This window comes from Nocardioides solisilvae (assembly GCF_003194625.1).
GTDB lineage: Bacteria > Actinomycetota > Actinomycetes > Propionibacteriales > Nocardioidaceae > Nocardioides > Nocardioides solisilvae.
Map to the genome: position 1 here is coordinate 107,293 of NZ_QHKX01000004.1, position 13,491 is coordinate 120,783.

A 13,491-nucleotide genomic window follows, 5' to 3' on the forward strand; every position below is an offset into this window, starting at 1 on the left:
AGAGGGACTCCATGTCTGGCCACTCCAAGTGGGCAACGACCAAGCACAAGAAGGCCGCGATCGACGCCAAGCGCGGCAAGCTCTTCGCCAAGCTGATCAAGAACATCGAGGTCGCGGCGCGGCAGGGCGGCGGCGACCCGGCCGGCAACCCCACCCTCTACGACGCCATCCAGAAGGCGAAGAAGAGCTCGGTCCCCAACGACAACATCGACCGCGCGGTCAAGCGGGGCTCCGGCGCCGAGGCGGGCGGTGCCGAGTACCAGACGATCATGTACGAGGTCTACGGCCCGCAGGGCGTCGCCCTGCTCGTCGAGTGCCTCACCGACAACCGCAACCGCGCCGCCATGGAGGTCCGCACCGCGGTCACCCGCAACGGCGGGACCATGGCCGACCCGGGCTCCGTGTCGCGGCTGTTCACCCGCAAGGGCGTCGTGATGCTCCCGAAGGCGCAGGAGAGCCGCGAGGTGAGCGAGGACGACGTCCTCGAGGCGACCCTGGAGGCCGGCGCCGAGGACGTCAACGACCTCGACGAGGCGATCCGGGTGCTGTCGGAGGCCACCGACGTGGTCGAGGTCCGCACCGCGCTCCAGGCGGCGGGGATCGACTACGACTCCGCCGAGGTCGAGTTCGTGCCCAGCATGGAGATCCCGGTCGACGCCGAGGCGGCGGGCAAGGTCTTCCGCCTCGTCGAGGCGCTGGAGGACCTGGACGACGTGCAGAACGTGTTCGCGAACTTCGACGTGCCCGACGAGGTCATGGCGCAGCTCGAGGGTTGAGCCGCGCACCCGCCCCCGTCCGGGTGCCTCCCCGCGTGTCTGCCGCGGTCGCAGGACGCGGCCGGTTAGCGTGGCGTGCGAACACACGTTCGGACGAGAGGGTGGCGATGCGTGTCCTGGGGATCGACCCCGGCCTGACCAGGTGCGGGATCGGGCTGGTCGAGGGACAAGTCGGTCGACCGCTGACGCTGGTCGACGTCAACGTCCTGCGTACCAGCGCCTCGGTCCCGGTCGCCGAGCGGCTCGTCACCATCGAGCGCGGGATCGACGCCTGGCTCGACGAGTACCGCCCGGACGCCGTCGCGGTGGAGCGGGTCTTCGCCCGCTCCGACTCCAGCACGATCATGGGGACCGCCCAGGCCAGCGGGATCGCCCTGGTGGCGGCCGCGCGCCGGGGCCTCCCGGTCGCGCTGCACACACCGAGCGAGGTGAAGGCAGCGGTCTCCGGCAACGGCCGGGCCGACAAGGCCCAGGTGGGGCTGATGGTCGCCCGCATCCTGCGCCTCGACGCCCCGCCCAGGCCCGCGGACGCCGCGGACGCCCTCGCGCTCGCCATCACCCACGTCTGGCGCGGCGGCGCCCAGTCCCGGCTGGCCGCGGCCGCCGAGGCCCAGTCGGCCGCCCTCCGCGCCGCCACCGGCCGCACCCGTCCGGGCGCCGCCGCCCGTTCCAGGAGACCCGCATGATCGCCTTCGTCCGCGGCCGGGTGGCCGCCCTCACCCTCTCCTCGGCCGTCGTCGAGGTCGGCGGGGTCGGCCTCGAGCTCATGTGCACGCCCGGCACCCTGGCCACGCTCCGCCCGGGCCAGGAAGCCACCGTCCCCACCAGCATGGTCGTCCGCGAGGACTCCCTCACGCTCTTCGGCTTCGTCGACGACGACGAGAAGGCGTGCTTCGAGCTGGTGCAGACGGCCAGCGGCGTGGGCCCCAAGCTGGCCCAGGCGATGCTCGCGGTGCTGTCGCCCGACGCGTTGCGCGCGGCGGTGGCGGCGGAGGACGTCAAGACCCTCACCCGGGTCCCCGGCATCGGCCAGAAGGGGGCGCAGCGGATCATCCTCGAGCTGCGCGACCGGATCGGCGCTCCCGTCGGGTCCGGCCGCGCCACGGGCGCCCCCGCCGCGGCGGCGCCCTGGCGCGACCAGGTCCTCCAGGGGCTCGTCGGGCTGGGGTGGTCGGGCAAGGAGGCCGAGAAGGCCGTCGAGTCGGTCGCCGACCGGGCCGGGGAGTCGCCCGACGTGGCGTCGCTCCTGCGGGCCGCGCTGCAGGCCTTGAGCAAGGCCTGAGATGGATCCCGAGGAGCTGCTCGCCGCGGGCGAGGAGGCGTACCTGCGGTCGTTGGTCGCCGCGGAGGCCGAGGGCGACGAGCGGGCCGTCGAGGCGGCCCTGCGGCCGCGCACCCTCGACGAGGTGGTGGGGCAGGCCCGTGTCCGCGACCAGCTCGGCCTGGTGCTGGAGGCCGCGCGGCAGCGTGGCCGGGCCCCCGACCACGTGCTGCTGTCGGGCCCGCCCGGCCTTGGCAAGACGACCCTGGCGATGATCGTGGCCGCCGAGATGTCGGTGCCGCTCCGGCTCACCAGCGGCCCCGCGATCACCCACGCCGGCGACCTCGCCGCGATCCTCAGCGCGGTCAACGAGGGCGACGTCCTCTTCGTCGACGAGATCCACCGGATGTCGCGACCGGCGGAGGAGATGCTCTACATGGCGATGGAGGACTTCCGGGTCGACGTCGTCATCGGCAAGGGACCCGGGGCCACCGCGATCCCGCTCGAGATCCCGACCTTCACCCTGGTCGGGGCCACCACGCGCGCCGGCCTCCTGCCGGGCCCCCTGCGCGACCGGTTCGGCTTCACCGCCCACCTGGAGTACTACGAGCCGTCCGAGCTGGACCGGATCGTGCACCGCTCGGCCGGGCTGCTGGACGTCCGGCTGACCGACGGCGGCTCCGCCGAGATCGCCTCGCGCTCCCGCGGGACCCCACGGATCGCCAACCGGCTGCTGCGCCGCGTCCGCGACTTCGCGCAGGTGCGCGCCGACGGGGTGCTCACCCGCGAGGTCGCCCGGGCTGCCCTCGACCTGTACGAGGTCGACGAGCTCGGGCTCGACCGCCTGGACCGCGCGGTGCTCGACGTGCTCTGCCGTCGGTTCGGCGGCGGGCCCGTCGGCGTCTCGACCCTCGCGGTCGCCGTGGGGGAGGAGCGCGAGACGGTCGAGGAGGTCGCCGAGCCGTTCCTCGTGCGCAACGGCTTCCTCGCCCGGACGCCGCGGGGCCGGGTGGCCACCGCGGCCGCCTGGCAGCACCTGGGGCTGCCGGTGCCGGCCACCGGGGTCTTCGGGGCCGACGACCCGCTCTTCGAGGAGTAGGCGACCCGTAGACTCGCGGCGCATCCCCCCGACGTCTGAGAGGTCCCCCTCGTGGAGTTCCTGCCCCTGGCCGCCATCGCCCTGGTGTTCTGGCTGTTCATCGTGCGACCCGCCAGCCGGCGCCAGAAGGAGGTCGCCCGCCTGCAGTCGTCCCTGGCGCCGGGGAACCGGGTGCTGCTGAGCTCCGGCCTCTTCGCCACCGTGCAGGAGACCTTCGACGACCGGATCCGCGCCGAGATCGCGCCGGGCGTCGTGGTCGACGTGGCTCGCGGAGCCGTGGCCGCCATCGAGCCGAGCCCCGGCCCCGGCGGGCCCGAGGGTCTCGCGGGCCCGGAGCAGCCGGGCGGCCCCACCGCCCCGGGTGCCTGACGTGCGGCCCCTGCAGCTGCCGACGCTGGCGGAGGCGCGGGCGGCGATGGCGCGGCTCGTCGTGGACGTGCCCGACTTCCCCGAGCCCGGCGTCGTCTTCAAGGACATCACGCCGCTGCTCGCCGACCACACGGCGTTCGAGCAGGTCGTGGCCGCCCTGGCCAGCGCCGGCCAGGACGACGCCGGCCACGTGGTCGTCGACAAGGTGGTCGGGATGGAGGCTCGCGGGTTCATCCTGGCGGCCCCGGTGGCGCTCGCCCTGGGCGCCGGCTTCGTCCCGGTGCGGAAGGCCGGCAAGCTGCCCCGCGAGACCCACGGGGAGACCTACGACCTGGAGTACGGCTCCGCCACGCTCGAGCTGCACCGCGACGCCGTCGCGGAGGGCGACCGCGTGCTGCTCGTCGACGACGTGCTGGCCACCGGCGGGACCGTGGCGGCCACGCGTCGGCTCGTGGAGTCGTGCGGCGGGGTCGTGGTGGGGGTCGCCGTGCTCATGGAGCTCGGCTTCCTCGCGGGCCGTGAGAAGTGCGACGGCCTCCCGCTCACCGCCCTCGAGACGCTCTGAGCCGGGACTAGACTGACGCAGATGAGCGAGGAGACCGGGACGACCCAGGAGCCGGCGAGCGCCGAGCTCCCGCTCTCGGCGCGCTCGATGCGGGCCCGGCTCGCGCGGATCGGCACCCGGAGCCAGCCCGGCAACCCGGTGCTCGAGCCGCTCTTCCGGGCGGTCCGCGCCAACCACCCCAAGGCCGACCTGGCGCTGCTGGAGCGCGCCTACACGACGGCCGAGAAGATGCACGGGACGCAGACGCGCAAGAGCGGCGACCCCTACATCACCCACCCGCTGGCGGTCACGACGATCCTGGCCGACATCGGCATGACGGAGCCGACCCTGGTCGCCGCCCTGCTGCACGACACGGTGGAGGACACGCCGTACACGCTGGAGCAGCTCCGCGCCGACTTCGGCGACGAGGTGGCGGCGCTGGTCGACGGCGTCACCAAGCTCGACAAGGTCAAGTACGGCGACGCCGCCCAGGCCGAGACCATCCGCAAGATGATCGTCGCGATGTCGCGCGACATCCGGGTGCTGGTGATCAAGCTCGCCGACCGCCTGCACAACATGCGCACGCTGCGCTACGTGCCGCAGGCCAGCCAGGAGCGCACGGCCCGGGAGACCCTCGACATCTACGCGCCGCTGGCCCACCGGCTCGGCATGAACACGCTCAAGTGGGAGCTGGAGGACCTCGCGTTCGCCACGCTGCACCCCAAGATCTACGACGAGATCGTGCGGATGGTGGCCGAGCGCGCCCCCTCCCGCGACCAGTTCCTCACCCAGGTGATCGCCCAGGTCAAGGAGGACCTGAAGAACTCGCGGATCAAGGCGAAGGTCACCGGGCGGCCGAAGCACTACTACTCGATCTACCAGAAGATGATCGTCGGCGGCCGCGAGTTCTCCGACATCTACGACCTGGTCGGCATCCGCATCCTCGTCGAGGAGGACCGCGACTGCTACTCCGTCCTCGGCGTGCTGCACTCGCGCTGGAACCCGGTCCTCGGCCGGTTCAAGGACTACGTCGCGATGCCGAAGTTCAACATGTACCAGTCGCTGCACACCACCGTCATCGGCCCCGCGGGCAAGCCCGTCGAGGTGCAGATCCGCACCTTCGGCATGCACCGCCGCGCGGAGTACGGCGTCGCGGCCCACTGGAAGTACAAGGAGAACTCCCGCGACGGGGTCGACACCGACCGGCGCGGCGACCTCGACGACATGCACTGGCTGCGCCAGCTCATGGACTGGCAGAGCGACGTGGAGGACCCGGGGGAGTTCCTCGAGTCCCTGCGCTTCGAGATCAACCGGGCCGAGGTCTACGTCTTCACCCCCCGCGGCGACGTGATCGCCCTGCCCACCGGGGCCACCCCCATCGACTTCGCCTACGCCGTGCACACCGAGGTGGGCCACCACACGATCGGCGCCCGGGTCAACGGGCGCCTCGTGCCGCTGGAGTCCACCCTGGACAACAGCGACGTGGTGGAGGTCTTCACCTCCAAGGCGCCGACCGCGGGGCCGTCGTTGGACTGGCTCAACTTCGTCAAGTCCCAGCGGGCCCGCTCCAAGATCCGCGCGTGGTTCACCAAGGAGCGCCGCGAGGAGGCGACCGAGCGCGGCAAGGAGCAGATCGCCCGGCTGATGCGCAAGGAGGGGCTGCCGCTCAAGCGCCTGCTCTCCCACGAGTCGCTCACCGAGGCGGCGACCTACTACAAGCTCGCCGACGTCTCCGCCCTGTACGCCGCCGTCGGCGAGGGGAACCTCTCCGCGCAGGCGGTGGTGCGCCGGGTCATCGAGCTCCACGGCGGCGACGACGGCGCGGCGGAGGACCTCGCCGAGGGCGTCACCATCACCGGCCGCCGGCGGCGGCCGCAGAAGGTGGCGACGGCGGGGGACAGCGGCGTGGTCGTGCAGGGCAGCGGCGACGTCTGGGTCAAGCTGGCGAAGTGCTGCACCCCGGTGCCGCCCGACCCGATCCTGGGCTTCGTCACGAAGGGCGGCGGCGTCTCCGTGCACCGCAAGGACTGCACCAACGCCGAGAGCCTGCAGGGGCAGCCGGAGCGGCTGATCGAGGTCGACTGGGCGCCCACCGCGCACTCGACGTTCCTGGTCAACATCCAGGTGGAGGCGCTGGACCGGGCGCGGCTGCTCTCCGACATCACCATGGCGCTGGCCGAGTCCCACGTCAACATCCTCAGCGCGACGCTGCAGACGACCCGCGACCGGGTCTCCAAGAGCCGGTTCACGTTCGAGATGGCCGACGCGACCCACCTCGACAGCGTGCTGCGCGCCGTGCGCGGCGTGCCGGGCGTGTTCGACGCCTACCGCGTCACGCAGTAGGCGCCGACGTCGCCGGCGTCAGCCGCTGAACTCCTCGGCGGCGCGACGGGCGGCCTCGAGGAACGCGCGGCGCGACTCGAGGTTCTCCTCGAGCTCGCGGACCTGCTTGTCGTGGCCGGCGGCGCGCGCCTTCTCCAGGCGTGCCTCGAGGTCGTCGATCGCGTCCTGCAGCTTGCCCACCATGTCGTCGGCCCGGGCGGACTTCTCGGGGTCCGAGCGGCGCCACTGGTCCTCCTCGACGCCGCGGATGGCCTGCTCGACCTTGCGCATCCGGCCCTCGAGGTCCTTGATCCGGTCCCGCGGGACCTTTCCGGCGTCGTCCCAGCGCTCGGCGAGGGCGCGGAAGGCGGCCTTCGCGGCGTCCAGGTCGGTGACGGGCAGCAGCGCCTCGGCCTCGACCAGCAGCGCCTCCTTCACCTCGGCGTTCTTCGCGAACTCGGCGTCGGTCGCGGCGTTGGCGGCGTCCCGGTTGCCGAAGAACGTGTCCTGGGCGCCGCGGAACCGGCGCCAGAGCTTCTCGTCGACGTCGCGCGGCGCCGGCCCGGCGGCCTTCCAGTCGCGCATGAGGTCGCGGAACCTGCCGGAGGTCGGACCCCACTCGGTGGAGTCGGCGAGCGCCTCGGCCTCCTTGACCAGGCGCTCCTTGACCACCTTGGCCGCGTCGCGCTTCTCGTGCTGCTCGGCGAAGTGGCTCTTGCGGTGCCGGGTGTAGGTGGTCCGCGCGGTCGAGAACCGGCGCCACAGCGCATCGTCCGTCGGCTTGTCGAGCCGGGGGAGCGCCTTCCACTCCTCCAGCAGGTCGCGCAGGCGGTTGGCGCCGTTGCGCCAGTCGGTGCCGGCGGCGAGCTTCTCGGCCTCGCCGACGATCTGCTCCTTGCGCTCCCTGGACTCCGCCGTGCGCTGGGCCTTCTCGGCGCGCCGCGCGTCGCGCTGGGCCGCGATGACCGGGCCGAGGGCGTCCAGCTTGGCGGTGAGGGCGTCGAGGTCGCCGACGGCGTTGGCCTCGGCCACCTGGGCCCGCACGGCCTTGACCGCCGTGGTCGCCTCCTCGGGCGAGACCTTGCCCGCGGCGATCCGCTGGGCCAGGAGACCCACCTCGAACTCGAGCGCGGCGAAGCGCTCGGTGAAGAACGCCAGGGCTTCCTCGGGCGTCCCGGCAGGGTAGGACCCGACGGCCCGCTCACCGGCGGAGGTCTTGACGTAGACCGTGCCGTCCTCGGCCACCCGGCCCCACTCGGACTGCTTCTGCGCGCTCATGGGCGCCCATGCTAGTCAATGGACGGGCGGTCCTCGGTAGGCTGCTGACCGACAACCGATCCTGAGACGAACGAAGGTCCATCACCGTGTTCATCGCCGGCTTCCCCGCAGGCCCCTGGGGAACCAACTGCTACGTCGTCTCTACCGGTCCCGGCAACGAGTGCGTCGTCGTCGATCCCGGCAAGGACGCCGCCGCCGGCGTCGACCAGGTGGTGCGCGAGCACCGGCTCAAGCCGGTCGCCGTCCTCGTCACCCACGGGCACGTGGACCACATGTGGTGCGTCGCCCCGGTGGCGGGCAGCTACGACGCCACCGCGTGGATCCACCCGCGGGACCGTCACCTGCTCGCCGACCCGATGGCCGGCATGTCGCGCGAGACGTCGCAGATGCTGCTGGGCGGGAAGTACGAGTGGGCCGAGCCCGACGACGTCCGCGAGCTCAGCGACCTGCAGACGCTCGAGATCGCGGGGATCAGCTTCGTCGTCGACCACACGCCCGGTCACACGGAGGGGTCGGTCACCTTCCGCACGCCGTACGGCGCCGCCGCCGGGCAGCCCGACGTCTCCGAGGTGATGTTCTCGGGCGACCTGCTGTTCGCCGGTTCGATCGGCCGGACGGACCTGCCGGGCGGCGACCACCCGAAGATGCTGCGCAGCCTCACCGAGAAGGTGCTGCCGCTGCCCGACGACGTCGTCGTCCTGCCCGGCCACGGCGAGCAGACCTCGATCGGCCGCGAGCGGGCGACGAACCCGTACCTGCGCGACCTGCTGGACGAGGGCGCCGCCCCCGCCGTCACGCGGGGGCTCTGAGGTGGCGCGCATCGCCCCGCTCAGCGGGTTCCCCGAGCTGCTGCCTGCCCAGCGCGTCGTCGAGCGCGAGGTGATCGCCTCGTTGTCGCAGACGTTCGAGCTGCACGGCTTCGCCAACATCGAGACCCGCGTCGTGGAGCCGCTCGACCGGCTGGCCAAGGGCGGCGAGATCGACAAGGAGATCTACGTGCTGCGCCGGCTCCAGGCCGACGACGGCGCCGACGACACCGGCCTCGGCATGCACTTCGACCTGACGGTGCCCTTCTCCCGCTACGTGCTGGAGCACGCCGGGCACCTGGAGTTCCCCTTCCGGCGCTTCCAGGTCCAGCCGGCTTGGCGCGGCGAGCGGCCACAGGAGGGTCGCTACCGGCAGTTCACCCAGGCCGACGTCGACGTCGTCGGGCGCGACGTGCTGCCGTTCCACCACGACGTCGAGGTGATGGCCGTGATGGTCGACGCCCTCGACCGGCTGCCGGTCCCCCCGGTGTCGTTCCAGTTCAACAACCGCAAGCTCATCCAGGGCTTCTACCGCGGTCTCGGCCTCGCCGACGTCACGGCGGCGATCCGCGTGATCGACAAGCTCGACAAGCTGCCCGCCGACGAGGTCGCCCGGCTCCTCGTCGAGCAGGCGGGCGCCACGCCCGAGCAGGCCGCGCGCTGCCTGGAGCTGGCCACCATCCGGGTGCCCGACACCTCGTTCGTGGAGCGGGTGCGCGCCCTGGGCGTCACCGACGAGCTGCTCGACGAGGGGCTCGCGGAGCTGGCTGCGGTCGTGGAGGGGTGCTCGCAGGTGGACGCGCCGTCGGTGACGGTCGAGGCCAACCTGCGGATCGCCCGCGGCCTGGACTACTACACCGGCACGGTCGTCGAGATCTTCATGCGCGGCTACGAGCGGCTCAAGTCCGTCGGCGGCGGGGGCCGGTACGACGCGCTGGCCACCGACGGGAAGACCACCTACCCGGGCGTGGGGGTCTCCTTCGGGGTCTCCCGCAGCCTGCTGCCGCTGATCGCGGACGGCGTGCTCGCCGGCTCCCGGCCCGTGCCGAGCGCGGTGCTGGTCGCCGTCGTGGACGAGGAGTCGCGCGGCCGCTCCACGCGCGTGGCGACCGCGCTGCGCCGCAGCGGCGTCCCGTGCGAGGTCGCGCCGACGGCGCAGAAGTTCGGCAAGCAGATCCGCTTCGCCGACCGGCGCGGCATCCCCTGGGTCTGGTTCCCGGGCGAGGACGGCGAGCACACCGTCAAGGACATCCGGAGCGGGGAGCAGGTCGTCGCGGACCCGGCGACCTGGACCCCGCCCGTCGAGGACCTGCGACCGCGGGTCCTGACCACCACCACCGAGGAGACCACCCCGTGATCCGCACCCACGACGCCGGCAGCCTGCGACCCGAGCACGTCGGCGAGACCGTGACCCTCGCCGGCTGGGTGGCCCGCCGGCGCGACCACGGCGGGGTCGCGTTCCTCGACCTGCGCGACGCCAGCGGCGTCGTCCAGGTCGTCGTCCGCGACGAGGCGGTCGCCCACAGCCTGCGCACCGAGTTCTGCCTCAAGGTCACCGGCGAGGTCGGCACCCGACCGGAGGGGAACGCCAACCCCGCGATCCCCACCGGCGAGATCGAGGTCGTGGCGCTGCCCGGGGAGGCCGGCGTCGAGGTGCTGTCGGCCTCCGCACCGCTGCCGTTCCCGATCGACGACGCGGCCGCCCACAAGGGCGGGGACGTCGGCGAGGAGGTCCGCCTCAAGTACCGCTACCTCGACCTGCGGCGCTCCGGGCCGGCCGCCGCGATCCGGCTGCGCAGCCGCCTCCACCGGGCCGCCCGCCGGGTCCTGGAGGGCCAGGACTTCGTCGAGGTCGAGACCCCCACCCTGACCCGCTCCACCCCCGAGGGCGCCCGCGACTTCCTCGTGCCCGCACGCCTGGCCCCCGGCAGCTGGTACGCGCTGCCGCAGAGCCCGCAGCTGTTCAAGCAGCTGCTGATGGTCGGCGGGCTCGAGCGCTACTACCAGATCGCGCGCTGCTACCGCGACGAGGACTTCCGCGCCGACCGGCAGCCCGAGTTCACCCAGCTCGACATCGAGATGAGCTTCGTCGACCAGGAGGACGTCATCGCCCTCATGGAGGACGTGCTCGAGGCGATGTGGGCCGAGGCCGGCCACACGATCAGCAGGCCGATCCCGCGGATGACCTACGAGGAGGCGATGCGCCGCTTCGGCTCCGACAAGCCCGACCTGCGGATGGGCCAGGAGCTGGTGGAGTGCACCGACTTCTTCGCCGACACCACCTTCCGCGTCTTCCAGGCGCCCTACGTGGGTGCCGTCGTCATGCCGGGCGGGGCGTCCCAGCCGCGCAAGCAGCTCGACGCCTGGCAGGAGTGGGCCAAGCAGCGCGGCGCCAAGGGCCTGGCCTACGTCCTGGTCCAGGAGGACGGCTCGCTCACCGGCCCCGTGGCCAAGAACCTGTCCGAGGCCGAGACCGCGGGCCTGGCGGCCCATGTCGGCGCGGCCCCGGGCGACTGCGTCTTCTTCGCGGCCGGGGCACCCAAGTCCAGCCGCGCCCTGCTGGGCGCCGCGCGGCTCGAGATCGGTCGCCGGGGCGGGCTCATCGACGAGTCGGCCTTCGCCTTCACCTGGGTGGTCGACGCACCCCTGTTCGAGCCGGCCTCCGACGCCGTCGCCAGCGGTGACGTGGCGGTCGGCGCCGGAGCCTGGACGGCGGTGCACCACGCCTTCACGAGCCCCAAGCCGGAGTTCCTCGACACCTTCGACACCGACCCGGGCAGCGCGCTGGCCTACGCCTACGACATCGTCTGCAACGGCAGCGAGCTCGGCGGTGGCTCGATCCGTATCCACCGCGAGGACGTGCAGAAGCGCGTCTTCGCGGTGATGGGGATCAGCGAGGAGGAGGCGCAGGAGAAGTTCGGCTTCCTGCTGGAGGCGTTCAAGTACGGCGCTCCGCCGCACGGCGGGATCGCGGTGGGTCTCGACCGGATCGCGGCGATCCTCGCGGGGACCGACTCGATCCGGGACGTCATCGCCTTCCCCAAGTCGGGCGGTGGCTACGACCCGCTGACGTCGGCTCCGGCCCCGATCACCCCGCAGCAGCGCGCCGAGGCGGGTGTCGACGCCACCCCCGAGGACCAGGACGGGTGAGACCCGATCGTTATCCCACGGTGATTACACGTAACACGGGCGTCACCTAGAGTCCCCCACGCGCCGCCCTTCCGGGCGCACCGGTGCTCGGCGTGCCCCTGCGTGAAAGGCGGAACAGCATGAAGCGGTCCAGGTCGGTCCGGGTGCTGGCCTGCGCCACCGCCCTGCTCGCCCTCGCCGCCTGCTCCGGAGGAGAGCCCGACGGCCCCGACGACCCCGACGGTGGGGAGCCCGCCGCCGCGGTGGTGACCCGGGACGCCTCCCGACAGGGGCCGGCCCCCGACGTCGACGGCGCCACCGCCGGCGGCACGATCACCGTCCACCTGCCCGAGGACGAGGGGCCTGCGACGCTCGACCCTTCCGCGTCGTGGCAGGGGAGCGGCCGTGCGATCCAGCAGGCCCTGACCCACCGGTCGCTCACCCAGTACGCGCGCGGCGAGGACGGCCGGCCGGTGCTCGTGCCCGACCTCGCGGTCGACCTGGGCCGGCCCAACGACGACTTCACGGAGTGGCGCTTCACGATCCGCGAGGACGCCACCTGGGAGGACGGCAAGCTGATCACGCCGCGCGAGGTGGCCTTCGGGATCAAGCGCTCCCTGGACGCGAAGGCGTTCCCCCTGGGTCCCGGCACCGAGTACTCGGCGCGCTACCTCGAGGGCGCCGACAAGTACCGGGGCCCCTACCGGGACGCGGACAAGAAGCTCCGCGGCGTCACCGTCGAAGGCCGCGACGTGGTCCTCCGGATGACGGAGCCGTTCCCCGACATGGACCACTTCGGGGCCTTCATGGCGATGGGTCCGGCTCCCGAGGGCAAGGCCTCCGTCCCGCCGGCCTACGGGCGGGACCCGCTCTCCAACGGCCCCTACAAGGTCGAGAGCTTCAAGGCGGGCCGCGAGCTCGTCCTGGTCCGCAACGACCAGTGGAACCCGGGCAGCGACCCCGCCCGCCACCAGTACGTCGACAAGTGGGTGTTCCGCTTCGACCAGGACCAGGCCGAGACCGACGAGCTGCTGCTCTCCGGCAGCCCGGAGTCCCAGACGGCGATCTCGACGGCGCTGGGCCAGGAGCACTACGAGCGGGGGCTGACGGAGCTCGGCAACCGCCTCGTCCACCAGCCCTCGCCGTGCGTGACGACGCTGGTCCCGGACCACCGCCGGATCACCGAGGTGGAGGTGCGCCGCGCGCTCGCCTACGCCTACCCCTACGAGGACGCCTGGCTGGCCGCGGGCGAGGTGCCCGGCGCCACCCGCGTGCACGCGGCGTCGATCCTCCCGTACTGGACGGCGGGTCGTCGGGACCTCGTCCTCGAGGGCGGCCCGGTGCGCACCGACCCCGAGCTCTCCAAGGAGCTGCTCGCCGCGGCGGGCTACCGGCCGGGGGAGTACGAGATCACGATGATCTACTACGGCGCCGACCCGATCGCGCGGGAGGTGCAGGGCGAGGTCACCCGCGGGCTGAAGGCGGGGGGCTTCAAGGTCCGCGCGATCCCCGTGGCCCAGTCGCCGTACAACGTCTGGACCGACCCGAAGGACGACATCAACAAGCAGCTCAACCTGCGCGGGGTCACGCTGTGCGCCGACTGGCCGACGGGGTCGGCCCTGCTCCCGGCGCTCGTCGGCTCCGACTCCCTCTACAACGTCGGACGGTTCGCCGACGAGGAGGTCGACGCCGAGATCGAGCGGATCAGCACGCTGCCCCACGAGCAGCAGGGCGCGGCGTGGAGCGAGCTCGACCACCGGCTGGTCTCCGAGCTGTCCGCGGTGATCCCGGTCGACCACCGCAACGAGCTGCTCGCCTTCGGCGAGAAGATCGGGAACCCCTCGGGCGACGCAGCGATCGGCGCCCCCCACTACAAGGACCTCTTCGTCGTCCGGTGACGCCCGTCG

General features: G+C 72.8%; 12 protein-coding genes. 11 read left to right on the forward strand and 1 reads right to left on the reverse strand.

Annotation, left to right across the window (positions count from 1 at the left end; genetic code table 11):
* The first annotated feature begins 11 nt into the window (after positions 1-11).
* From DNK53_RS15770 to DNK53_RS15800, 7 genes are all read left to right on the forward strand, one after another.
* On the forward strand, positions 12-776 hold the full coding sequence (locus DNK53_RS15770) for a YebC/PmpR family DNA-binding transcriptional regulator (protein ID WP_110183291.1): 765 nt from the start codon (positions 12-14) through the stop codon (positions 774-776).
* Between the two features lie 116 nt (positions 777-892).
* Complete coding sequence (gene ruvC, locus DNK53_RS15775) at positions 893-1,462, forward strand: crossover junction endodeoxyribonuclease RuvC (protein WP_204163995.1); 570 nt, start codon at positions 893-895, stop codon at positions 1,460-1,462.
* Positions 1,459-2,058, forward strand: a complete 600-nt coding sequence (gene ruvA, locus DNK53_RS15780; protein ID WP_110183293.1) for a Holliday junction branch migration protein RuvA — start codon at positions 1,459-1,461, stop codon at positions 2,056-2,058. The genes ruvC and ruvA overlap by 4 nt, the downstream gene beginning before the upstream one ends.
* 1 nt (position 2,059) lies before the next feature.
* The gene (ruvB, locus tag DNK53_RS15785; protein ID WP_110183294.1) at positions 2,060-3,136 is read left to right on the forward strand and encodes a Holliday junction branch migration DNA helicase RuvB; all 1,077 of its coding nucleotides are present in this window, start codon (positions 2,060-2,062) and stop codon (positions 3,134-3,136) included.
* Positions 3,137-3,187: 51 nt separating this feature from the next.
* Positions 3,188-3,505 (forward strand): preprotein translocase subunit YajC, encoded by a 318-nt coding sequence (gene yajC / locus DNK53_RS15790; RefSeq protein ID WP_110183295.1) that lies wholly within the window; start codon positions 3,188-3,190, stop codon positions 3,503-3,505.
* A 25-nt stretch (positions 3,506-3,530) separates the two neighbouring features.
* A complete protein-coding gene (locus DNK53_RS15795) occupies positions 3,531-4,070 on the forward strand; it encodes an adenine phosphoribosyltransferase (RefSeq protein WP_420846510.1) in 540 nt (179 codons plus the stop codon).
* 87 nt (positions 4,071-4,157) lie between these two features.
* On the forward strand, positions 4,158-6,392 hold the full coding sequence (locus tag DNK53_RS15800; RefSeq protein ID WP_110183562.1) for a RelA/SpoT family protein: 2,235 nt from the start codon (positions 4,158-4,160) through the stop codon (positions 6,390-6,392).
* A gap of 18 nt (positions 6,393-6,410) precedes the next feature.
* Here DNK53_RS15800 and DNK53_RS15805 read toward each other — a convergent pair whose 3' ends face one another.
* Positions 6,411-7,649, reverse strand: a complete 1,239-nt coding sequence (locus DNK53_RS15805) for a DUF349 domain-containing protein (RefSeq protein ID WP_110183296.1) — start codon at positions 7,647-7,649, stop codon at positions 6,411-6,413.
* 86 nt (positions 7,650-7,735) lie between these two features.
* On the opposite strand from DNK53_RS15805, the gene DNK53_RS15810 reads away from it, so the two are divergent.
* The 4 genes from DNK53_RS15810 (at position 7,736) to DNK53_RS15825 (ending at position 13,482) form a co-directional block, all read left to right on the forward strand.
* Positions 7,736-8,458 carry an MBL fold metallo-hydrolase gene (locus tag DNK53_RS15810; protein WP_110183297.1) on the forward strand — a complete coding sequence of 241 codons (723 nt, stop codon included), beginning with the start codon at positions 7,736-7,738 and terminating at the stop codon, positions 8,456-8,458.
* Position 8,459: 1 nt separating this feature from the next.
* Positions 8,460-9,812, forward strand: coding sequence for a histidine--tRNA ligase (gene hisS / locus DNK53_RS15815; RefSeq protein ID WP_110183298.1), 1,353 nt, complete (start codon positions 8,460-8,462; stop codon positions 9,810-9,812).
* Complete coding sequence (gene aspS / locus DNK53_RS15820; RefSeq protein WP_110183299.1) at positions 9,809-11,605, forward strand: aspartate--tRNA ligase; 1,797 nt, start codon at positions 9,809-9,811, stop codon at positions 11,603-11,605. Before hisS ends, aspS begins: the two co-directional genes overlap by 4 nt.
* 119 nt (positions 11,606-11,724) lie before the next feature.
* A complete protein-coding gene (locus DNK53_RS15825; RefSeq protein WP_162599983.1) occupies positions 11,725-13,482 on the forward strand; it encodes an ABC transporter substrate-binding protein in 1,758 nt (585 codons plus the stop codon).
* The last annotated feature ends 9 nt before the right edge of the window (positions 13,483-13,491 follow it).

Coding starts and splice junctions, on each gene's coding strand:
- ruvA (WP_110183293.1), top strand. CDS start 1,459: ATGATCGCCTTCGTCCGCGGCCGGGTGGCCGCCCTCACCCTCTCCTCG.
- DNK53_RS15805 (WP_110183296.1), bottom strand. CDS start 7,649: ATGAGCGCGCAGAAGCAGTCCGAGTGGGGCCGGGTGGCCGAGGACGGC.
- ruvB (WP_110183294.1), top strand. CDS start 2,060: ATGGATCCCGAGGAGCTGCTCGCCGCGGGCGAGGAGGCGTACCTGCGG.
- DNK53_RS15770 (WP_110183291.1), top strand. CDS start 12: ATGTCTGGCCACTCCAAGTGGGCAACGACCAAGCACAAGAAGGCCGCG.
- DNK53_RS15800 (WP_110183562.1), top strand. CDS start 4,158: ATGCGGGCCCGGCTCGCGCGGATCGGCACCCGGAGCCAGCCCGGCAAC.
- DNK53_RS15825 (WP_162599983.1), top strand. CDS start 11,725: ATGAAGCGGTCCAGGTCGGTCCGGGTGCTGGCCTGCGCCACCGCCCTG.